This window comes from Vreelandella sp. L-15, assembly GCF_056857635.1.
Map to the genome: position 1 here is coordinate 23,778 of NZ_JBSXNN010000041.1, position 20,921 is coordinate 44,698.

Below are 20,921 nucleotides of genomic sequence, written 5' to 3' on the forward strand. Positions count from 1 at the left end.
GGTTAGCCTCTTCGTTGTTCAAAATCCGCCATAAAGGCGATTAAGGAATCGACCGCCTCTTCTGGAACGGCGTTATATAAACTAGCGCGCATACCACCTACGCTGCGGTGGCCTTTAAGGTTTAGCAGGCCTGCCTCATCGGCTTCTTGTAAAAACGCTTTATCCAAACGCGCATCCGCCAACACAAACGGTACGTTCATACGCGAACGGTTAGGTACGGCGATAGGGTTACTGTAGAAGGCGCTGGCATCAATGGCAGCGTAAAGCTTTTGCGCTTTGCGCTGATTCAGCGCATCCATTGCATCTAAGCCACCGATGTCATTTTTAAGCCATTGGAAAACCAAGCCCGATAGATACCAGGCATAAGTCGGCGGGGTGTTCACCATAGAGCCCGCTTCTGCCAGCATTTGATAATCAAAAAGTGATGAAATCGTGCTAGGGGCTTTACCTAGCAGATCGTCACGTACGACCACGATGGTTAACCCCGCCGGGCCGATATTTTTCTGCGCGCCAGCGTACACCACACCAAAATCGCTGATATCAATCGGGCCAGAGAGAATATTCGACGACATATCGCACACCAGCGGCACGGCTGCACCGTCAGCGCGGGTTATCTGGGGCGTGTAATCAAACTCTAAACCGCCAATGGTTTCATTCGAGGTGTAGTGCAGATAGGCCGCGTCATTGGTGATTGATAATGACGCCTCATCAGGCACGGCAGTGTGACCATTAGCCTCGCTGCTGGCAGCCACATGGCAGCTGAAGCCAAGCCGCTTGGCTTCACTTAATGCTTTCTTTCCCCAAATGCCTGTTTGGATAAAGTTAGCGCTACCGCCCTGGCCCAGTAAATTCATCGGCAGCATCGAGAACTGCATGCTTGCGCCGCCCTGCAAGAAAAGCACTTGGTAATTGCTGGGAATTGCTAGCAGTTCACGAAGATCTGCCTCGGCACGTTCTGCAATGGCAATAAACTCATCACTACGATGGCTCATCTCCATCACAGACAAACCACGACCCTGATAGTCAAGCAATTCGTTACGCGCTCGCTCTAAAACGGCGGTTGGCAGGGCTGCAGGCCCTGCACAAAAGTTATAATGACGTGTCATCGGTTCCCGGTTCCTGTGCGCCATTGTCTGCGTCTGCTGGCTCGCCTGCCTCTAAAACATCGGACTCTTCGGGCTCATCAACGCGTACGGTTTTCACCAGCTTCTCTTCTTTACCCAAGCGAATCAGCATCACACCCTGAGTATTACGCGAAGTCGTTGACACCTCTTCCACGCGAGTACGCACCAGCGTGCCGCGATCGGTAATCAGCATCATTTCGTCGCTGTCATACACCTGCATAGCGGCAACCAATGAGCCATTACGCTCGCTGGTCTGCATCGCAATGACGCCCTGGCCGCCACGGCCGCGCAGCGGAAACTCCTCCAGTCGGGTGCGCTTGCCGTAGCCATTCTCACTGGCCGTCAGAATATAAATCTGGCCTTCGCCCTGGGCTTGCTCCACCGCCTCTGCCTGCGCAGCTACCTCGGCATCGGCTTCGGCATCAATCTGCTGGCTCTTCGGAATAATCAGACTGATAACTTCCGCATCGCCTGCCAAGCGCATACCACGTACGCCGCGAGCGGTACGGCCCATGGCGCGCACATTGCCCTCTTCAAAGCGAATCGCTTTGCCATTCGAGGAGAGCAGCATGACGTGATCGGAACCCGATGTAATCGCAGCACCGACCAAGCGGTCACCCTCTTCCAGGTCAATCGCAATCAGGCCAACGCTACGCGGGCGAGAGAACTGCTCAAGGCTGGTACGTTTGACCGTACCATTTGCGGTGGCGAAGAAAATGTAGTGCTCGGGGTCATAATCCCGGACCGGGAGAATGGCATTCACCGATTCGCCCTCTTCCAGCGGCAGCATGTTCACCAAAGGCTTGCCACGAGAGCCGCGGCTTGCATTGGGCATTTCGTACACTTTCAGCCAATACACCTTGCCACGGTTAGAGAAGAGCAGCACGGTGTCGTGGGTCGAGGCAACCAGCAGATGCTCGATGACGTCCTCGTCCTTCATGGCCGTGGCGGACTTGCCGCGACCACCCCGACGCTGAGCCTGATAATCAGACAGCGGCTGAGTCTTCGCGTAACCAGAGCGGGACACGGTAACCACCATATCCTCTTCCGCGATTAGGTCTTCAATGGAAAGATCCAGGTGGCTGGCTTGGATTTCCGTGCGGCGGTCATCACCGAACTGATCACGCACCGCGTGCAGCTCTTCACGGATGACTTCCATCAGGCGGTCAGCGGAAGCCAAAATTTCGGTAAACTCGGCGATCTTCTCAAGAATCGAGAGGTACTCATCCAGCAGCTTCTCGGTTTCAAGCCCAGTAAGGCGGTGCAGGCGCAATTCAAGAATGGCCTGAGCCTGAGCGGGGGAAAGCCGATATTCGGTGGCAGAGGGGTTCAGTCCAAATCCTTCATCCAGATCCTCCGGCTTGCAAGAGGTCGCCCCAGCACGTTCCAACATCGCGGTTACCTGACCAGGCTTCCACACTTTCGCCAGCAGCTTTTCACGCGCTTCAGCGGCGTTAGGCGAGGCTTTAATCAGTTCAATGACTTCATCTATGTTCGAAATCGCGACAGCCAAACCTTCAAGCAGATGGCCACGCTCACGCGCTTTCTTGAGTTCATATAGCGTGCGCCGCGTCACCACTTCACGGCGGTGACGAATAAACGCTTCGAGCATCTCTTTGAGGTTCAACGTGCGGGGCTGGCCGTTCTCCAGCGCCACCATGTTGATGCCGAACACGTTCTGCAGCTGCGTCTGGGCGAACAGATTATTGACGACCACTTCGCCGGACTCACCGCGCTTGATCTCAATCACCACGCGCAGGCCATCTTTATCCGACTCATCGCGCAGCTCAGCAATGCCTTCGATTTTCTTCTCTTTAACCAGCTCGGCGATCTTCTCAATCAACCGGGCCTTGTTCACCTGATAAGGCAGCTCAGTGATGATAATGTGATCGCGGCCGGTTTTATCGTCGTGCTCGATGGTATGGCACGCGCGCACGTAAATACGTCCACGGCCAGTGCGGTAAGCATCGAGAATGCCCGCACGCCCGTTGATGATCCCCCCGGTGGGGAAATCAGGACCGGGGATGTATTGCATCAGATCATCCACCGAGAGCGTGTAGTCGTCGATGAGCGCCAAGCAACCGTCGATCACTTCCCGCATGTTGTGCGGCGGGATGTTCGTCGCCATGCCCACCGCGATGCCCGACGACCCGTTGACCAACAGGTTGGGAACTTTCGTAGGCAGCACGTCTGGGATTCGTTCAGTGCCGTCGTAGTTATCGACCCAATCGACCGTGTCTTTTTCGAGATCCGCCAGCAGCTCGTGGGCTAGACGCGCCATGCGCACCTCGGTGTAACGCATGGCCGCCGCGTTGTCACCGTCGATGGAGCCAAAGTTACCTTGACCATCGACCAGCACATGACGCATGGAGAAGTGCTGCGCCATGCGTACGATGGTGTCATACACCGCACTATCCCCGTGCGGGTGGTATTTACCGATGACATCGCCGACGACACGCGCCGACTTCTTGTACGGTTTATTCCAGTCATTGCCCAGTTCATGCATGGCAAACAGCACACGCCGGTGAACGGGCTTCAGGCCGTCGCGCACATCAGGTAGCGCGCGGCCGATAATGACACTCATCGCATAGTCGAGGTACGACTGTTTGAGCTCGTCTTCAATATTGACGGGCAAGATTTCTCTGGCGATGTCACCCATGAAAGTCAGATCCTTTGCACTGCATTGGCACTGCGAGAGTTGAAAGCGCTTGAAAATGCCGCCTTTCATCGTACGAGACTGAGTACATGAAGGCGGCGCGCAGATACCGTGACATCATACCACTGCATGCGCATCAAGGGCAGTCGGTGACACCGCCATTGCCATTTAGGCCGTAAACGCCTCTTTGGGCACGATCAGTCCCCGTAGCACGTCGCGCACCTCACCTTCGATGGCGGCGGCTTTATTGGCCTTCACATCCAGCAGCACGAAGGTGAGGTCGGCCTGGGCGATCAAAGTGCCGTCAGATCGAATGATACGGTGATGGCAGAGCGCACTTCGCTCACCAACGTCGACGATGCCCGTTAATACCTGCAAATCGTCCCCCTGGACGGCCGCTGCGCGATAGTCGATGTTTAAATTAACCACCACGAATGCCCGCCCAGCGCTGTGAAGCTGCTGGATAAGCCGAGGGTGCTCATCGAAGAATGCCCAGCGCCCCTCCTCCATAAACTCCAGATAACGCGCGTTGTTGACATGACCATAGCCATCTAGGTGGTAACCACGGACCCGCATACTGACGTGGGAAATTGATTCAGACATAGCATCCTCTTGTTCACTGCTTATGGAAATGGGGCAAGGAATCATTAATACCCTGCAAATCAAACACAAGTTTTAAACTCGTGCAACAGCAGGTCGCTGCACCAAGGTGCTGGTAGGAAAGGCCGCGTTTCGACATAATGTGCCACCTTTTTCATAGGATCGGTGACATGTGGTTTAAGCACCTGCATTTATATCGCCTACACGGCGCTCCCGAGCTAGATAGCCAAACCCTGGCCAACGCATTGGATGAGCACGCGGCCAAGCCGCTAGGCAATGCGGATGCACGCCGCTTAGGCTGGACAGCGCCTGCGGGGCGGCTAGGTGGCGACCAGCGTCTGCATGAAATTCAGGGGCACCGCTTACTCTCTGCCCTACGCCAAGAGCGCCTGCTTCCCGCGTCGGTTGTCAAAGAAGAAGTCGACGAAAAAGTCGCCGATATCGAGGCCAGTGAGGGGCGCAAAGTCACGCGCAAGGAAAAGAGCTCGCTGAAAGAGCAGGTCACCGAAGAACTCATGCCCCGCGCCTTTGTCCGCAGCCAGAAAATTGACTTATGGTGGGACACTAAGCGCCAGCTCATTGGCGTTAATGCTAGCTCGCGCACCCGAGCAGAAGATGTATTGGACCTGCTGCGTGAGACACTCGGCAGCTTAAAAGCTACGCCATTGAGCAGCCAAACACTGCCGATACGCGCCATGACTACTTGGTTAGGCGACCCATCTAGCCGCCCAAGCGACCTACAGCTCGGCGACCAAGTGGAACTCAAGGCAAAAGGCGACGATGGCGTGCTACGCGCACGGCAAGTTGACCTAGACAGCGATGAAATTCAGCAGCTACTTGAGAGCGGACGCCAGGCCAGCAAACTGGCGATCAGCTTGGAAGGCCGCCTAAGCTTTGTGCTGCATGACGATTTAGCGCTGAAGTCGCTGCGCTTTGGCGACGCACTGATTGAAGAAGCCGACCATGCCGACGACGGCGATGATGCGCTAGCCCGCCTGGAAACCGACTTTATTCTGATGGCCCAAGCGCTTTCTGACGATGTTACCCGCCTGCTGGAATGGCTTGGTGGCGAAACTCAGCGGGAACCGACGGCTCAGCAAGATACCTAACGCTCTATATTTTAAGCCGCAGCCACCCGATTATTTTTGCTTATATCCAACGGATCGCATGACTCATCATAATAACGCACCCAACACTGACACCACCAACGACCCATGGGCAGACATTCGCCCCTATATGGATCATGAGGTGGCCGATGTTCTTGAACGGCTCTCTCACGATAGTGAACTGCTTGACGCGCTTACCCGCTTTAGGCTGCCGCGCATGGCCAAATGGGCGCGGCCCGTAGCGCGCGTGCTGGCAGGCCACGCCATTCGCCGTGAAGTAAAGGGTGTTACCAGCGTTCGCGAATTTCAAATGCGCATTGCCAGCTATATGGAGCGCATGATCCGCACCACCACGGATGCCTTTGAGGTCTCGGGATTAGACAAACTCGACGACAACAGCGCTTATCTATTTATCGGCAATCATCGCGACATCTCGCTGGACCCCGCCTTTGTTAATTACGCGCTTTACCAGGCAGGCCGAGATACGGTACGTATTGCGATTGGCGACAACTTGCTGAAAAAGCCCTATGTAACCGACCTGATGCGGCTAAACAAAAGCTTTATTGTGCCGCGGAGCGCACGCGGAAAGCGGGCCATGTTGGCCGCTTATCAGCAGCTGTCGTCTTACATTCGCCACTCGATTACCGAAGACAATCACTCTATCTGGATGGCCCAGCGCGAAGGTCGTGCTAAAAACGGCATTGACCGTACCGACCCCGCTATTATCAAAATGCTCACGATGGCAAAACGCCATGCAGAGCGAGATATGGTCTTCGGCGATGCCATTGCCGAGCTGAAGCTCGTTCCTGTATCGATTAGCTACGAGTACGATCCCTGCGACTTGCAAAAAGCCCAGGAACTGCATGATATCGCCACCCAGGGTAGCTACGCCAAGAGTGAGTTTGAAGACATCCGCTCAATTGTTTCTGGCATTACCGGCTCTAAAGGCCGCGTTCAGCTAAAATTTGGTACGCCAGTGGGTGCCGACATGGCGACACCTGATGAAGTAGCTGCTGAAATTGACCGCCAGGTGATTGGTGGTTATCGCCTATTTCCCAGCCACTATCTGGCGCTGGAAGCATTGGGCGAATCGCCGGAGCTAGTCGCGCGTAAATCCATTACCCGTCAAGATCGGGAGCGGTTTAAAGCACGGCTAGCAAGCGTTCCAGAAGCACTGCAACCCTATTGGTTAGGGCAGTATGCCAACCCGGTGAAACATAAGGCGGGACGACTCAGCATATAAATGCTTACATGAAGCGGCTTACTTAGTTAAGCGTAATGATCAACGCATGCTCGCAGCTCGAAAAAGTGCTATGGTCAAGGCATTCATTGGTCTCGCTTGGTAGCTTCATCAGGCGCGGTCTTAAGGAGATTCTCTATGTCCGCATCAGAAATTCAAAAAACACGTATTATCAACGAGCTACGCGGCTTTATTCGCAAGCTTCTGCAAGACCCTAAAATTCTAGAGCAGTCGCTGGCTATTGCACGCCAGCAACTGATTGAAGGCAGTAGCCCCGCCGTGATGGCACGTATTGCCAATGAGATTTCAGACACCACCAGCGTGCATATTCCTGAAGACCCGGCAGAGCACTCGGAAGCAGACAAGCTATTTTTAGAACTGCTGCGTGAAGTAGTTCAAGAAGAGCAAGCGCTCTACTAGTCTGTCAGGCTGAGCCTCTGGCTATTTGTACGCATTACCATGACATTACCGGCGAAGCACCTCCCCTTCGCCGTCTTTATTTGTACTGCCTAACCGGAATTATCACTCACCATGCCCAATACTGCCCCGCGCAACATTCTGGTGACGAGCGCCCTTCCCTATGCCAATGGCGCTATTCACTTAGGCCACCTGCTTGAGTACATCCAAACGGATATCTGGGTACGCTTCCAAAAGAGCCGTGGCCAGCAGTGTTACTACGTTTGTGCTGACGATGCTCACGGCACCGCGATTATGCTGCGTGCCGAGCAGGAAGGCATTTCCCCTGAAGCACTGATTGAACGCATTTCCCAAGACCACCAGGAAGATTTCGCCCGCTTTGGCGTGGGGTTCGATAACTACCACTCCACCCACTCGGATGAGAACCGCTACCTCAGCGAGCTGATCTACACCCGCCTACGCGATAAAGGCCATATTGCCACTCGCGATATCGAGCAGATGTTCGACCCGCAGAAAGGTCTGTTTCTAGCCGATCGCTTCATCAAAGGCACCTGCCCAAAGTGCCACGCGGTCGATCAGTACGGCGATAACTGCGAAAAGTGCGGAGCAACCTACACACCTGCGGACCTGATCAATCCAGTTTCCGCCATCTCCGGTGCCACGCCCGAAGTACGCAGCTCCACGCACTACTTCTTCAAACTGCCGGACTTCGCCGACTTCCTGCAGCAGTGGATCAATGATGGCCACGTACAGCCACAAATCCGCAATAAGCTAATGGAGTGGTTTGAGTCTGGCTTTAACGAGTGGGATATTTCCCGCGATGCGCCCTACTTTGGTTTTGAGATTCCCGATGCGCCCGGCAAATACTTCTATGTATGGCTAGACGCCCCCATCGGCTATCTGGCCAGCTTTAAAAACCTCTGCGAGCGCGAAGGTATTGATTTCGATCGCTTCTGGGAAAAAGACTCAGACGCGGAGGTCTACCACTTCATTGGTAAAGACATCGTCTATTTCCACGCGCTGTTCTGGCCTGCCATGCTCCACGGTGCTGATTTGCGCACCCCCACGGCGGTAAACTGCCACGGCTTTTTGACCGTCGATGGTGCGAAGATGTCGAAATCGCGCGGCACCTTCATCAAGGCGGCCACTTACGCTGAACATCTCAACCCCGAGTACCTGCGTTACTACTTTGCCGCCAAGCTCACCTCCAAGGTGGATGATCTTGACCTAAACCTTGAAGACTTCGCTGCCCGAGTGAATTCAGATCTCGTCGGTAAGGTCGTGAACATTGCCAGCCGCTGTGCCGGTTTTGTCAAAAAACTTGGGGGCGGCACCCTCTCTGAGCACTGTGCCGAGCCGCAGATGGTTGCCCGCTTTATCGCTGCCGGTGACGATATTGCCGCCGACTTTGAAGCGCGTGAGTTTAGCCGCGCCATACGCAAGATTATGGAATTGGCCGATGAAGCCAATGCCTATATCGCTGAAAAAGAGCCCTGGGCACTCGCCAAGCAGGATGGTCGCGATCAAGAAGTACTGGAAATCTGCTCGGTGGGTATCAACCTATTCCGCCAGCTGATGGTCTATCTGGCACCGGTGGTGCCGAGCATGGCAGAGCAAGCCCGTGAGTTTATAAATATTGACACTCTTGATTGGGAAAGCCGTGGTAACGTGCTGGTCAACCACCCGATCAATAAATTCAAACCGCTGATGACCCGAGTTGAGCGGGACAAAATCGATGCTATGATCGACGCATCAAAAGAGGATCTGGTAGAAGAGCAGAAGCTAAAAAACACCCCGAAAGGCCCGCTAGCAGACGAGCCCATCGCAGATGAAATTAGCTTTGATGAATTTGCCAAGGTTGACCTGCGCATTGCTCGGATTGCCAAAGCACAATATGTCGAGGGTGCTGACAAGCTATTACAGCTTACTCTGGACTTGGGTGGCGAAACCCGCAACGTCTTCTCTGGCATTCGTTCTGCGTACTCTCCAGAGGCCCTGGAAGGCCGCCTGACGGTGATGGTCGCCAACTTGGCGCCCCGCAAGATGCGCTTTGGTGTATCCGAAGGCATGGTGCTTGCTTCAGCGAATAAAGAGGGTATTTATCTGCTCTCGCCGGATGCTGGCGCCGAGCCGGGTCAGCGTGTAACGTAACGCCGCCATTCACGGATGAAAGGGGCAAGGCGAACAGCCTGCCCCTTTTGTTTTTAGGCTACTTCCATTTAGACCCATGACTCACTGTCGGAGCTTCCCAACCGGCGGTTATTCGATCAACTCTTAACCTTAGCGGTGAGCCAAGCCAGTGCAGACAGTGAACTACTGGCCATCATGATGCTGGATATCGATCACTTCAAACTCTACAACGACTATTATGGCCATCAGAAAGGAGACGAGTGCTTACAGCAAGTGGCGACGGCGCTGCATGTCTCTCTACAAGCCCCCTCTAGCCAGCCACCCTATTTCTAAGCAAAATACGCCGTCATGAATGAACTCTTCGTTATTTTGGTCAGCACCGCGCTGGTGAACAATTTTGTATTGGTCCAATTTCTTGGGCTATGCCCGTTTATGGGTGTCTCGAACAAGCTCGAATCAGCGATGGGCATGTCGCTGGCTACCACGTTCGTGTTGACGCTAGCCTCTGCCGCTAGCTACGTGGTTTATCACGGTTTACTGGTGCCCTTTGATATTACCTATCTGCGTACCATTAGCTTTATCGTCGTGATTGCTGCCGTTGTGCAGTTCACTGAAATCATGGTGCGCCAGCTCAGTCCGTTACTGCATCAGGTGCTGGGTATTTTTCTGCCACTAATCACTACCAACTGTGCCGTCCTCGGCGTGGCGCTGCTGTCGCTAAACCGAGAGCTGAGCTTTTTCCATACCACGCTATATGGCCTGGGCGCTGCGTTAGGCTTTTCGCTGGTGCTCGTACTGTTTGCCGCCATGCGCGAGCGCTTGGCCAGCGCAGATGTACCCAAGCCCTTTCGTGGGGCCGCTATCGCCATGATTACCGCCAGCCTCATGTCGTTGGCATTTCTTGGATTTTCCGGACTGGTACAGGGGTAACGGCCATGAGCGATTCCTTTTCATGGTGGGGGGTGCTTAGCGCCGTCGGCGTACTCACCGGCCTGGGCATCACCTTTGGCGCGCTACTCGGCATGGCGAGCGCGCGCTTTAAAGGTGAAGAGAACCCGCTGGTTGAGAAAATTGATGCGCTGCTGCCACAAACCCAATGTGGCCAGTGCGGCTATCCCGGCTGCCGCCCCTACGCTGAAGCGATCAATCAGGGCGACGCCATCAATAAGTGCCCTCCCGGCGGTGAGGCAACTATTCTCGCCCTAGCGGATATGCTCGGCCGTGACCCTGCCCCGCTAGATGGGGAAGCAGCCAGTGAAGATACCGTGGCGTATATCCGTGAAGCCGAGTGTATCGGCTGCACCAAGTGCATTCAGGCGTGCCCGGTAGATGCCATTATTGGCGCGGCCAAACAGATGCATACCGTGATCGAAGACGAGTGCACCGGCTGCGACCTCTGCGTGGCCCCCTGCCCGGTGGACTGCATCGACATGCTGCCCAGACGCAAACCGCTGACACAGTGGGAGCCCATCGTGAGCGACCGCCAGCCATCAAGGAGCGCGCATGCCGGCCTATGAATTCCCCGGAGGCATCTACCCACCCGAACGTAAAGAGCGCTCTAATCAAGCGCCGCTGCGCACCGCGCCGCTGCCAAAGGTGGTCATGCTACCGCTGTCGCAACATACCGGTAAAGCGGCACTGCCCTGCGTCAACGTGGGCGATGCGGTCAAAACAGGCACACTAGTCGCCCGCCGAGATGGCATGGTCTCAGCTAATGTGCACGCCAGTATCAGCGGCACCGTGATCGAGATAACTGACAGCGTGATCATCATTCAAGGCGATGGCGAAGATCGCTGGGCCACGCTGCCACCGCTGGATTGGCGAACCGCAGAGCGCGACACGCTGCTGCAACGGCTAGATGATAGCGGGCTTATTGGGCTAGGGGGGGCAGGCTTTCCGACCTATATCAAAGCTCAAGTCAACGAGCACCATGCCATTGACACGCTGGTGGTCAATGCCGCCGAGTGCGAGCCTTATATTACCGCCGATGACCTCACGCTTCGCCACTATGCAGCGGATGTGCTCGAGGGTGCTCAATTGCTGGCTCGCCTATGCGGAGCCACGCACATCATCGTCGGTGTCGAAGATAACAAGCCTGAGGCTATTCAGGCCCTACAAGCCCTTCTTACGGTCATTGCTGACAGCGAACCGCTCGCGAGCGTGACTCTGAAGATAATCGAAACCCGCTACCCCAGCGGCGGAGAGCGCCAGTTGATTAAAAAGCTGCTGAACCGCGAGGTGCCTAGCGGTGGGCTACCGGCGGATATTGGCGTGCTATGCCACAACCCCGGCACGCTGCTCGCGGCGCTGCAAGCGGTACGCGACGGACTACCGCTGGTCGCAAGGGTCGTTACCCTAACGGGTGATGCCATTACCCAGCCCGGCAACTACTGGGTTCGTGTAGGCACCTCGGTAGACGCGCTGCTGGCGCAGGTTGGCGTGGACGACGAGCAGTTGCATCAAGTGGTGGTCGGCGGGCCGATGATGGGCACGCCGCTTACGTCATTAGAGGCCCCCGTTACCAAAACGACCAACTGCCTGATTGCCGCGACAAAAGAAGAGCTGCCGCCAGCACCCGCGGAAGCCCCCTGCATTCGCTGCGGCGCTTGTGAAAGTGTGTGCCCTGCTCAACTGCTTCCCCAGCAGTTGCACTGGTACGCCCGTGCCGAAAACGATGCCGCCCTTGAAGCCCATCATCTGTTCGACTGCATTGAGTGCGGTGCCTGCAGCTACGTTTGCCCCAGCGCGATTCCTTTGGTGCAGGACTACCGCTCCTCCAAACAGCGTATTCGGCATAAACGCATCGAAACCGCCAAAGCGGAACACGCCAAGCACCGCTTTGAGTTCCGCCAAGCGCGGCTGGTCAGGGAAGAAGCGGAGAAGAAGGCGCGCCGTCAGGCACGGCTCGCCCAGCAGCAGTCCGCTTCCAGCGACGCTAAGGGCACTCAAGCTGTTCCCGTGGCAGACCTTCGTAGCCTACGCATCGCTCAAACGGCCGCTAAAGCCGCCGTGCGAAAAGCGGAGAAAGTGTTGGCACGGGCCGCCGCTCAAGACCCGCAGCAGCGCCACGACGATTTGGAGACCCAGCTCGCCACTGCCCAAGAAAATCTAAAAGCGGCAGAAGCACGATTGGCCGACGCTCGCGCCGCCAGTGAACAGAAGGAAGCGCCATGAGCATGATGCACGCCCCCCAGCTGGGAAAAGCACCATCAACAGCCCATGTGATGCGCTGGGTCATCGTCGCCACGCTTCCGGGCCTTGCGGTGATGACGCTCTATTTTGGGCTAGGGATACTCAGCAACGTACTGATCGCGGCGCTTTGGGCCGTCGCCGCTGAGGCGCTCGTTCTGCGCCTGCGCCACCGCCCCATTTGGCCGACGCTCAACGACTCCAGCGCCCTGCTCACTGGCGTGTTGCTAGGCGCCTCGTTGCCGCCTGCGAGCCCCTGGTGGCTGATTGGCGTTGGGGTGATCGCCGCCGTCGTCGTCGCGAAGCAGCTCTATGGCGGCTTGGGCCACAATCCTTTCAACCCTGCGATGGTGGGCTATGCACTGCTGCTGGTGTCGTTTCCCACCCATATGACGCTCTGGGCACCGCCCCAATCGCTTTGGCCCGATTCACTATGGCCACAAATCCTGGGATCCGTCCCCGTGTCCGCGCTGGATGCCTTGAGCGGTGCCACCCCCTTAGATGCCTTCAAACACAAAGGCGACGCCGTGCTCGCCAGCGAGTTCTGGGCATCGTCGCCGCTCCCTGAAGGAACGTTGTCGGCTTGGCGCAATATCGCGCTGGCATGGCTGGCAGGGGGCGTGGTGTTGATCGCCAAGCGGCTGATAAGTTGGCATATTCCGGTCGCGATGCTGGGCAGTATAATGCTGCTCTCAGCGCTGTTTTATGCCAGCGACACCAGCCACTTTGGCTCACCGCTGTTTCATCTTGTCACTGGGGCAACGCTGTTTGGTGCCTTCTTTATTGCCACCGACCCGGTCTCAGCGGCCACCAGCCGTCGGGGGAAGCTGTTATACGGTGCGGGGATTGGCGTACTGGTCATCCTGATTCGCAATTTAGGCGGCTACCCGGATGCCGTCGCCTTTGCCGTACTGCTGATGAATCTCTGCGTGCCGCTGCTGGACATAGTCAGCGTGCCACGCCCGGTCGGTCAAGCTACCGCTCGGCCTGATGAGAGGAAGAGCGCGCCATGACCACTCAACACGCTATGCTGCGCGGTGCACTGGCCCTTGGCCTGTTTGCCCTGGTCACTGCCGGCAGCGTCGCCCTCACCCGCGCCGTGACCGCGGAGCGTATTGCCGAGCACCAGCTTGCTTATCAGCATCGTCAGTTGCAGGAGGTGCTGCCCGCTTCACTGGCCTCGGTGCCGCTTCAGGCCGTGCTGGAGAGCGCGTTTTCGCTACCCAACCCATTGCCGTTGGGGCACCGCACGCCTCAAGAGGGTTGGCGGGTACAGCAAGGTAGCGAAGCCGCCACCATTCTGCCGGTCGTAACACGCCAAGGGTATAACGGTGACATTCACTTGCTAGTCGCCATCAACCAAAGCGGACAACTCACCGGGGTGCGTGTGACTCACCATCAAGAGACGCCGGGGCTTGGCGATGATATCGAGCGGTCACGCAGCGCCTGGATCACGTCATTCAATGGCCTAAGCCTTGAGAGCCTGCCCCCAAGCGGCTGGGCCGTGAGCAAAGAGGGCGGCGAATTCGACAGCTTCACCGGTGCGACGATTACCCCACGGGCCGTCATTAACGCCGTTCATGAGGCGCTGCGCTACTATCAGCGCGAACTCGTTCAGCAGGAGCCCGCACCATGAGCCAGTGGACACAGCTTGCCCGAGAAGGGCTTTGGACAAATAACCCGGCGCTGGTGCAGCTACTGGGGCTTTGCCCGCTGCTGGCGGTCAGCGCCACGGTGGTGAATGCGCTAGGCTTAGCGTTGGCCACTCTGCTGGTCTTGGTAGGCGCCAGCACAACAATCTCGCTCATTCGCCACCAGGTGCCTAGCGCCGTGCGGCTCCCTGCGTTCGTGATGGTGATTGCCGCCTTTGTAACCTGCGCTGAGCTGCTCATGGCCGCATTCGCTTACTCGCTCTATCAAATATTGGGGATTTTCATCCCGCTTATCGTGACTAACTGCGCCATTTTGGGCCGGGCGGATGCGTTTGCCTCCCGCCAGCCCGTGCTGCCCGCGGCCATCGATGGGCTGATGATGGGGCTGGGCTTTGGTGCGGTATTAGTGCTGATGGGCGCGATCCGCGAGCTGGTGGGCCAAGGGACGCTGTTTAGCGACATGGCGCTGCTGTTTGGGCCAGTTGCCGCTCACTGGCAGATCACCCTGGTGGCGGATTACCAGTTTCTCTTTTTCATCCTGCCCCCCGGCGCGTTCTTCGTTGCAGGGCTTTTGATCGCGCTGAAAAACGTGCTGGATCAACGGCGCGCCGCCCGCGCTCAGCCCGTCAACATCGCACCGCGAGCCGAGCGCCGTGTGCGGGTCACCGGCACTATTAAATAAGCACCATTCAATAACCAAGAGAACACGCCATGAATGCTCAAAAGCGTCATGAGATATTTGCGCGCCTCCAGGCGGAAAACCCACACCCCACTACCGAGCTCAACTGGAGCACGCCTTTTGAGCTGTTGGCCGCGGTACTGCTCTCCGCTCAAGCAACGGATGTGGGCGTAAATAAAGCAACGGCTACCCTCTTTCCGGTCGCCAATACGCCCGAGGCCATCATTGCACTGGGCATCGATGGACTGAAGCAGCACATCAAAACCATTGGGCTCTTCAACACCAAGGCAGAGAATCTGATGAAAACCTGCCACCTGCTGGTCAACCAACATGGTGGCGAAGTGCCCAACACTCGCAAAGCGCTGGAAGCGCTGCCCGGCGTCGGGCGTAAAACGGCTAACGTGATTTTGAACACCGCCTTTGGCCAGCCCACTATCGCGGTGGATACGCATATTTTTCGCGTTTCGAACCGTACCGGTATCGCCAAAGGTAAAGACGTGTTGGAAGTCGAGCAGAAGCTGTTGCGCCACGTTCCCAGCGCCTTTAAACAAGATGCCCACCACTGGCTAATTTTACACGGGCGCTACACCTGCATTGCGCGTAAACCCCGCTGCGGTAGCTGCATCATCGAAGATCTATGCGACTATAAAGACAAAACCGAGCTGGCCTGAACGCTTGGGCCGCCCCAGGGAGCTGCCCATGCCCAGCACAGACCACAGTACCATCTCAAGTACCATCTCAAGTACCAGCAGCCGCTCTGCCCTACGGCTTCACCAGCGCCCTATCCACGAGCGAATCGACGCGCTGCTGGCTCTCTCCCGCCAGCACGCAGAGCACTTCTGCAGTCCTGACGCGTGGCTGGCACGGCAGCGCTATCTGGCGCAGCACCCTACTTCACTTCTGGTGATGAAGTGCATGGATGGCCGTATCCACCTTCCCCATGCCACCCGCACCCCGCTGGGCATCATCACGCCGTTTCGCAACCTGGGGGGTATTTTCGACCTGGGCTGGCCTTACCTGGGTGAGCTGCTCACCGATTCGGTGCTGGCGGCAGCGCAGCAGGGGCGCGGCACCTTGATGTGCATAACTTATCACTACTCCGCCGGACAGCAGCAGCGGGGCTGTGCAGGCTTCGGCTGCGATACGGCGGCCGCCCGGGCTCACGCATACGGCATTGCCGAGCAGGCGGGCAGACTGTTTGGCAAGGACCACCAGCAGGTGTACCCGCTGGTGTGTGGCTTTGAAACGGATAGCGACGCGCTGGTGATTCATGGCAAGGCAGGAGCGGTCCTGGACATTCGCGACTGGGTAGGCCAACCGGCAGAGGCCCTGGCCATCCGTCTCGCCGCCGTCTGCCCGGATATGCCTGACGACATACGCCGTGACCTGCTACCGCTGCTGGAAGGTAACCTGGCCCATGTCACTAGCCTGTATGGCACCGCCCGGGCGCTGGAGATCGAACACCGTGAATGGGTCATTTGCATTGGCCGAGGTTTCGATTTTCTTCACCTGCCCAATACCGCACTGATCATCGGTCCCTACGGGCCCGACCTGGCAGAACCCATTGGCACGGCGGCGGATATCATCGCCGCCAACATGCTCCATGGCCGCATTCCAGACGATGGCTTCATGCTGCTGGCCTCGACCCCTTATCAACACAGCGGCGTCGATCGCGCGCGGGCAGAGCTGAAATCGCAGTTCCTGTCGCGCTTTGCCGCACAGGTGATCGGCCAGCGTCATCCTGAGCTGGCCAGCAAGATGCGGCCTCACACGGCCGTGGTGCACTGGCCTACCAGGCGTCTTGACCTGCTTCAGTCCAACAACTGACGGTACGCCTCACGCCACTGGGGCCACTCCCAGGGCGACGTATCCAGCCGCTCAGGGGCGGTCATCGTGCCTTGTAGCCACGCGGCAAGGCGCTGATAGAGCCCCTCCCGTGTCCCATCGTAACGGTAGGCATCAGGATAGAGTTCCGGAAAGCAGAGTCTGTCCGGCACCAGCGGCCACGCGCCACGCTGGGCAGCCTCCATGATGGCCAGCCCCTGAAACTCATGCCAGGTGGTCGACACGACGATACCGCCGCCGTTCAACAACGCCTGATACTGCTCCTCTGGCTGAGGCCCCCAACAGACGAGATGCTGCGCCAGCCGCACCTGCGCCTCGGCAAAGATGGCGGGCTCGTCGCGAAACCGTTGGCCCATGACGGCAAGTTCGAAAGGCACGCCCTCCTCACTCAGCCTGAACAACACCGCAAAGAAGTCCTCGGGGTTCTTGTCGTACTCCCACCGGTGATTCCAGACGATGCGGCGTGGCGGTGCAACGTCGGGCACCTGCGCCAGCGGCTGCAAGGGCACCGGCAGTACTTTTGCCGAACGCCTCAGCCGCTCCAGCGGCGCGGCGGCCGGCAGGTTCTCGGGCATTTTTTTCAGAAATTGCCTGACGCCACTAAAAAAGGAGTCGCGGTTATAGGCGGTGTTGAATACCAGGGTATCCGCCGCCAGGGCCGCATAGAGATTGACCATTTTGGCTTCGACCTGGGGCACCTGCTCGCTGGACTCCGGGTAGGCAAACTGGTTCTCGTGAAAATAGACGATCTTGCGGGCCTGGCCCAAGTGCGGAAAAAGCCCGACCAGCGTGGCCATGTCCACCATGGAGGTGGCCAGCACCACATCGAAGCGCTGGCTGAGGGTAGCGTGTTCCTTCAACCACCAGCTCAGCGGATTACCGCGTATGCGCCAGGCAAAATGGCGCGGTGGCAAGCTCAGCAATGTCCACTCCACACCCGTCAGTTCAGCCATCAAACTGTTTGCCCAGTAACGATGGCTGACCGCCTCGTAGGCGGAAAGCAGTAATACCCGCATCAAAATCCTTGCTGTTCAAGCTGGGCAGCCAACTGCTCCAGCACCTCAATACCTTGTACATCCGTCGGCAGCCAAGGTAGCACGGGGCGCGGCAGGTGGCGAAAATGTTGTTCGATGCGCGCCAGGTAAGTGGCCTCCTGCTGCCGCCTGGCTGCCAGGAACTCGCCGTCGGCGTCTGCGGGAATCACCCGATTGATGAGCACCCCCGCCACCGGGATACGCACCTCCTCCAGTGCTTTCACCGCACGATCGGTTTCCAGGATCGGCAGCCGCTCGGGGGTCATGACGAACAAGAAGCTGCAGGCGCTTTTATCCTCGATACGTCGTCGTGCCTGGTGAAACAGGCGGCGGCGCTGGATCAGCGTGCTGGCCACGTCGCGGGTGCGTTCATCCAGGTCTTCCAGCGGGTCTTGGGTGGGGTCGTCAAAGGGCGTGGCCACGTCCCTGCCTCGCTTGGGGGTCAGATGCTCCAGCACCTTGCCCAACTCAGCGGATTTGCGGTTATGGGCCAGCAGCCCGTCGGTCCACGCGGCCATGGCCTCGGGCAGGGTCAGCAGCCTTAGGGTATGCCCCGTGGGCGCCGTATCGAAAATGATCACGTCATAGGGGGCCTCATCGTCCACCATCAGACGAGCCAGCCGCTCCAGCAAGGCGGCCTCCTGGGTGCCGGGAGACTGACGTGTCAGGCGCATCTGCCGCTCCAGCTCTTGCATCATTTCTGGCGCTGCATAACGCCGCATCTGGGCCACGACGCGGGCAAGGTGTGCTTCCACTTCACGGTCGGGGTCGATCTCCATGGCATCCAGGTTGGGCAACAGGCGGCGAGGCGTATCGCCCAAATGCCTGTCGAACACATCGCCCAGGCTATGAGCGGGGTCGGTGGAGACCACCAGCACCCGTTTGCCTCGGCTGGCGGCCAGCACGGCCAATGAGGCCGCCACGGTGGTCTTGCCAACGCCCCCTTTGCCACCTACCCATAGCAGGCGTCGTTTCAATACAGCGTGCATGGTCTGTCCTGATGTGCGGGCTACCGCTGGGCAAATGCCTCAACAGCAGCGGAAGTGATCCAGTGGGGAGTGCTCCATGCCCATGCGCCGATGCCAGTCATGGAAGCGTTCGAGCAGCAATGGCTGCAGCTCAAGCGTGTAATAAGCAGCAGGATTCTGCAGGCCCATCATTTCGGCAAACACCAGCAGCATGAACAGGTCGTCTTCATCGCGTCGTGCTCTGGCGATGGCGCCCCGGTAGCGGGCGCTGTACACCTCTTCGGTAAAGAAGCGGGCCTGGTCGAGCCAGGCCCTGAGCGTTTCTCGACGCGACGACCCGGAATGCAGATCATCGCTCATGGGATTTCTCCAGGGTTTTGCAGCGGCTAAGGCTGCTGCTCGGCGACTTCGGAACGCGAGCGCTTCAGCGCGGCCGCACACTCCATGGCCACCATGATGGCCGCAATCAGAACGACGATGTCCAGTACCAGCAGGAACATGTTGCCCTGATTCCAGAAGGTGCGCAGCTGCAGCAGCAGCGCCAGGATCGTCATCACCAGCAGGAAACACAGCGGTGCCAGGGTGTACCACATGGGCCGTTTCAGGCGCACCAGCATCACGGTGATCACCAGCAATGTCAGGCCTGCCAGCAACTGGTTGGTGGTCCCAAACAGCGGCCAGATGATCAGCCCACCCGAGCCGTCGGCCCCACCGGCGCCAAACGCCAGCAACAGGCAGCTACCCACGGCCAGACCGGTGGCAATGGCAGGTTTCTTCATCCACGGCTGCTGATAGATATCGCCCCACTCCTGGAAAATATAGCGCTGCAACCGCAGCCCGGTATCCATGGTAGTCCCGGCAAACAGCGCCGCCATGACCGTCAGCAGCGTCGCCGCCGTCACTTCAGGCAGCCCCAGGCCGTTATGGATGATGTAGGCTCCGCCCTCCACGAAGGCGTTGACGCCCCCTTGGCCAAAGGCACTGTACATGGCCTGCCAGTCACCCAGCGTTGCAAAGCCTGCCGTGGCTGCCAGAATCGCCGCCAGGGCCAACATGCCTTCGCCTACCGCGCCGAAATAGCCCACGAACCGCGCGTCGGTCTCCTTGTTGAGCTGTTTGGAGGTGGTCCCCGAAGATACCAACCCATGGAAGCCAGAGATTGCCCCACAGGCAATGGTCACGAACAACAAAGGAATGAGCGATGGCGTACCCGCAGGCACATCGCTGTTGAACGCCGGTGCTACCAGAGTCGGGTTCAGCAATACCAGTGCACCGTACAGCACCAGCAGACCGATGAACAGCTGCAGGCCATTGATATAGTCACGGGGTTGCAGCAGCATCCAGACGGGTAGCAAGGAGGCGATGGCGGCGTAGGCAAACAGGATCAGGATCCACACCGCGTTACCGGACATACCCGCCACTTCCGAGGGCATCTGGATCGGCACCGAAGGGCCAATGAAGATCAGGGCATAGAGTGCAATGACCCCCAGTACCGATACAACGGGCAAGCTCATGACCCGACGGTAGATCAACTGACCGACGATCAGTGCCACGAGGATGGCTCCCCACACCGGCACAACCGCGCTGGAGAAATTCATCATGAGACCGGCAATGACCACCGCGAACACCGCGTTGACCATGAGCAGCACCAGAAAGATGACGATCATGAAGATGCTGCGGGCACGCTTGCCAACGACATCTCCAGTGAGCGCCCCCACCGATTTTGCCTTGTTGCGCACACTGGCCCAGATGGCGCCGAAATCATGAATCCCGGCAAAGAATATGGTGCCGAACACCACCCACATGAAGGCCGGTGCCCAGCCCCAGATCACCGCGATGGCCGGCCCGACGATGGGTGCGGCACCCGCCACCGAGGTAAAGTGGTGCCCCCACAGCACGAACCGATTGGTAGGCACATAATCGACGCCATCTTCGAACTCATGGGCAGGGGTTTTAAAGTCAGGATCTAGTTGGTAGATCTTTTGAGCAACGAACTTGGAGTAAATAAAGTACCCCAATGCCATTGCACCAAGACCCACCACCAGCAAGAAAATAGCACTCATAAGCGCAGCTCCTTTAATGGTGATGCTTTATTGTTGGGCTTACTCGCTTGCTCACTTCGAGCGTTTTCATAATGGTATGAGACGTCTGGCAAGTCCATGAAAAAGCCCTTTTATGGCTTTAAACCACTGCGAAAGTTGTAGGCGTCATGGCAATACTCATCGAAGGTCGTCTTGGCGGGCTCGGCTTGGCTACCTAAACTTCTTCAAGAACCAATAAT

At 57.7% G+C, this 20,921-nt stretch carries 20 protein-coding genes; 13 read left to right on the forward strand and 7 right to left on the reverse strand.

The genetic code is table 11. The features are described from left to right. Nucleotides 1–2 precede the first annotated feature (2 nt). The 3 genes from serC to AC13CY_RS05375 form a co-directional block, all read right to left on the reverse strand. Entirely contained in the window at nt 3–1,106 is a 1,104-nt protein-coding gene (gene serC, locus AC13CY_RS05365) for a 3-phosphoserine/phosphohydroxythreonine transaminase (RefSeq protein WP_172514450.1), read from the reverse strand. Then, complete coding sequence (gyrA, locus tag AC13CY_RS05370; RefSeq protein WP_058577731.1) at nt 1,090–3,783, reverse strand: DNA gyrase subunit A; 2,694 nt, start codon at nt 3,781–3,783, stop codon at nt 1,090–1,092. The genes serC and gyrA overlap by 17 nt, the downstream gene beginning before the upstream one ends. Before the next feature lie 165 nt (nt 3,784–3,948). Beyond that, nucleotides 3,949–4,383, reverse strand: a complete 435-nt coding sequence (locus AC13CY_RS05375; RefSeq protein WP_044627972.1) for an acyl-CoA thioesterase — start codon at nt 4,381–4,383, stop codon at nt 3,949–3,951. A 167-nt stretch (nt 4,384–4,550) separates the two neighbouring features. Between AC13CY_RS05375 and AC13CY_RS05380 the strand changes: the two genes are divergently transcribed. From AC13CY_RS05380 to AC13CY_RS05440, 13 genes are all read left to right on the forward strand, one after another. Further along, nucleotides 4,551–5,489 (forward strand): recombination-associated protein RdgC, encoded by a 939-nt coding sequence (locus tag AC13CY_RS05380; protein ID WP_286701337.1) that lies wholly within the window; start codon nt 4,551–4,553, stop codon nt 5,487–5,489. A gap of 58 nt (nt 5,490–5,547) precedes the next feature. Then, the gene (locus tag AC13CY_RS05385) at nt 5,548–6,729 is read left to right on the forward strand and encodes a 1-acyl-sn-glycerol-3-phosphate acyltransferase (RefSeq protein WP_230834208.1); all 1,182 of its coding nucleotides are present in this window, start codon (nt 5,548–5,550) and stop codon (nt 6,727–6,729) included. A 135-nt stretch (nt 6,730–6,864) separates the two neighbouring features. Beyond that, the gene (locus AC13CY_RS05390) at nt 6,865–7,146 is read left to right on the forward strand and encodes a hypothetical protein (protein WP_044627975.1); all 282 of its coding nucleotides are present in this window, start codon (nt 6,865–6,867) and stop codon (nt 7,144–7,146) included. 111 nt (nt 7,147–7,257) lie between these two features. Beyond that, complete coding sequence (gene metG, locus AC13CY_RS05395; protein WP_286701336.1) at nt 7,258–9,294, forward strand: methionine--tRNA ligase; 2,037 nt, start codon at nt 7,258–7,260, stop codon at nt 9,292–9,294. Between the two features lie 84 nt (nt 9,295–9,378). After that, complete coding sequence (locus AC13CY_RS05400; RefSeq protein ID WP_267886204.1) at nt 9,379–9,606, forward strand: diguanylate cyclase domain-containing protein; 228 nt, start codon at nt 9,379–9,381, stop codon at nt 9,604–9,606. A gap of 15 nt (nt 9,607–9,621) precedes the next feature. Next, on the forward strand, nt 9,622–10,203 hold the full coding sequence (gene rsxA, locus AC13CY_RS05405) for an electron transport complex subunit RsxA (RefSeq protein ID WP_044627977.1): 582 nt from the start codon (nt 9,622–9,624) through the stop codon (nt 10,201–10,203). Between the two features lie 5 nt (nt 10,204–10,208). Continuing rightward, nucleotides 10,209–10,790 (forward strand): electron transport complex subunit RsxB, encoded by a 582-nt coding sequence (rsxB, locus tag AC13CY_RS05410; protein WP_062360714.1) that lies wholly within the window; start codon nt 10,209–10,211, stop codon nt 10,788–10,790. Beyond that, the gene (gene rsxC, locus AC13CY_RS05415; protein WP_062360712.1) at nt 10,777–12,447 is read left to right on the forward strand and encodes an electron transport complex subunit RsxC; all 1,671 of its coding nucleotides are present in this window, start codon (nt 10,777–10,779) and stop codon (nt 12,445–12,447) included. The genes rsxB and rsxC overlap by 14 nt, the downstream gene beginning before the upstream one ends. Further along, complete coding sequence (locus AC13CY_RS05420; protein WP_230834211.1) at nt 12,444–13,475, forward strand: RnfABCDGE type electron transport complex subunit D; 1,032 nt, start codon at nt 12,444–12,446, stop codon at nt 13,473–13,475. The genes rsxC and AC13CY_RS05420 overlap by 4 nt, the downstream gene beginning before the upstream one ends. Next, complete coding sequence (locus AC13CY_RS05425; protein WP_074210632.1) at nt 13,472–14,098, forward strand: RnfABCDGE type electron transport complex subunit G; 627 nt, start codon at nt 13,472–13,474, stop codon at nt 14,096–14,098. Before AC13CY_RS05420 ends, AC13CY_RS05425 begins: the two co-directional genes overlap by 4 nt. Further along, nucleotides 14,095–14,796, forward strand: coding sequence for an electron transport complex subunit E (locus AC13CY_RS05430; protein ID WP_074210633.1), 702 nt, complete (start codon nt 14,095–14,097; stop codon nt 14,794–14,796). Before AC13CY_RS05425 ends, AC13CY_RS05430 begins: the two co-directional genes overlap by 4 nt. 29 nt (nt 14,797–14,825) lie before the next feature. After that, on the forward strand, nt 14,826–15,464 hold the full coding sequence (nth, locus tag AC13CY_RS05435) for an endonuclease III (RefSeq protein WP_483052371.1): 639 nt from the start codon (nt 14,826–14,828) through the stop codon (nt 15,462–15,464). A 28-nt stretch (nt 15,465–15,492) separates the two neighbouring features. Further along, entirely contained in the window at nt 15,493–16,620 is a 1,128-nt protein-coding gene (locus AC13CY_RS05440) for a carboxysome shell carbonic anhydrase (RefSeq protein ID WP_232068238.1), read from the forward strand. On the opposite strand, the gene AC13CY_RS05445 is transcribed toward AC13CY_RS05440, so the two are convergent. The 4 genes from AC13CY_RS05445 to AC13CY_RS05460 are packed head-to-tail and all read right to left on the reverse strand — an operon-like array spanning nt 16,605 to nt 20,703. Beyond that, the gene (locus AC13CY_RS05445) at nt 16,605–17,654 is read right to left on the reverse strand and encodes a tRNA-queuosine alpha-mannosyltransferase domain-containing protein (RefSeq protein ID WP_074210635.1); all 1,050 of its coding nucleotides are present in this window, start codon (nt 17,652–17,654) and stop codon (nt 16,605–16,607) included. The two genes, AC13CY_RS05440 and AC13CY_RS05445, sit on opposite strands and share 16 nt — an antisense overlap. Further along, on the reverse strand, nt 17,654–18,661 hold the full coding sequence (locus AC13CY_RS05450) for an ArsA family ATPase (protein ID WP_074210636.1): 1,008 nt from the start codon (nt 18,659–18,661) through the stop codon (nt 17,654–17,656). Before AC13CY_RS05450 ends, AC13CY_RS05445 begins: the two co-directional genes overlap by 1 nt. 39 nt (nt 18,662–18,700) lie before the next feature. Continuing rightward, nucleotides 18,701–19,000, reverse strand: coding sequence for a cory-CC-star protein (locus tag AC13CY_RS05455; RefSeq protein WP_016913733.1), 300 nt, complete (start codon nt 18,998–19,000; stop codon nt 18,701–18,703). Between the two features lie 26 nt (nt 19,001–19,026). Further along, entirely contained in the window at nt 19,027–20,703 is a 1,677-nt protein-coding gene (locus tag AC13CY_RS05460) for a carbon starvation CstA family protein (RefSeq protein ID WP_074210637.1), read from the reverse strand. Nucleotides 20,704–20,921 lie beyond the last annotated feature (218 nt).

Coding starts and splice junctions, on each gene's coding strand:
- AC13CY_RS05390 (WP_044627975.1), top strand. CDS start 6,865: ATGTCCGCATCAGAAATTCAAAAAACACGTATTATCAACGAGCTACGC.
- AC13CY_RS05450 (WP_074210636.1), bottom strand. CDS start 18,661: ATGCACGCTGTATTGAAACGACGCCTGCTATGGGTAGGTGGCAAAGGG.
- rsxA (WP_044627977.1), top strand. CDS start 9,622: ATGAATGAACTCTTCGTTATTTTGGTCAGCACCGCGCTGGTGAACAAT.
- AC13CY_RS05445 (WP_074210635.1), bottom strand. CDS start 17,654: ATGCGGGTATTACTGCTTTCCGCCTACGAGGCGGTCAGCCATCGTTAC.
- metG (WP_286701336.1), top strand. CDS start 7,258: ATGCCCAATACTGCCCCGCGCAACATTCTGGTGACGAGCGCCCTTCCC.
- AC13CY_RS05380 (WP_286701337.1), top strand. CDS start 4,551: ATGTGGTTTAAGCACCTGCATTTATATCGCCTACACGGCGCTCCCGAG.
- AC13CY_RS05460 (WP_074210637.1), bottom strand. CDS start 20,703: ATGAGTGCTATTTTCTTGCTGGTGGTGGGTCTTGGTGCAATGGCATTG.
- gyrA (WP_058577731.1), bottom strand. CDS start 3,783: ATGGGTGACATCGCCAGAGAAATCTTGCCCGTCAATATTGAAGACGAG.
- AC13CY_RS05425 (WP_074210632.1), top strand. CDS start 13,472: ATGACCACTCAACACGCTATGCTGCGCGGTGCACTGGCCCTTGGCCTG.
- AC13CY_RS05375 (WP_044627972.1), bottom strand. CDS start 4,383: ATGTCTGAATCAATTTCCCACGTCAGTATGCGGGTCCGTGGTTACCAC.
- AC13CY_RS05430 (WP_074210633.1), top strand. CDS start 14,095: ATGAGCCAGTGGACACAGCTTGCCCGAGAAGGGCTTTGGACAAATAAC.
- nth (WP_483052371.1), top strand. CDS start 14,826: ATGAATGCTCAAAAGCGTCATGAGATATTTGCGCGCCTCCAGGCGGAA.
- serC (WP_172514450.1), bottom strand. CDS start 1,106: ATGACACGTCATTATAACTTTTGTGCAGGGCCTGCAGCCCTGCCAACC.
- rsxC (WP_062360712.1), top strand. CDS start 10,777: ATGCCGGCCTATGAATTCCCCGGAGGCATCTACCCACCCGAACGTAAA.
- rsxB (WP_062360714.1), top strand. CDS start 10,209: ATGAGCGATTCCTTTTCATGGTGGGGGGTGCTTAGCGCCGTCGGCGTA.
- AC13CY_RS05385 (WP_230834208.1), top strand. CDS start 5,548: ATGACTCATCATAATAACGCACCCAACACTGACACCACCAACGACCCA.
- AC13CY_RS05455 (WP_016913733.1), bottom strand. CDS start 19,000: ATGAGCGATGATCTGCATTCCGGGTCGTCGCGTCGAGAAACGCTCAGG.
- AC13CY_RS05420 (WP_230834211.1), top strand. CDS start 12,444: ATGAGCATGATGCACGCCCCCCAGCTGGGAAAAGCACCATCAACAGCC.
- AC13CY_RS05440 (WP_232068238.1), top strand. CDS start 15,493: ATGCCCAGCACAGACCACAGTACCATCTCAAGTACCATCTCAAGTACC.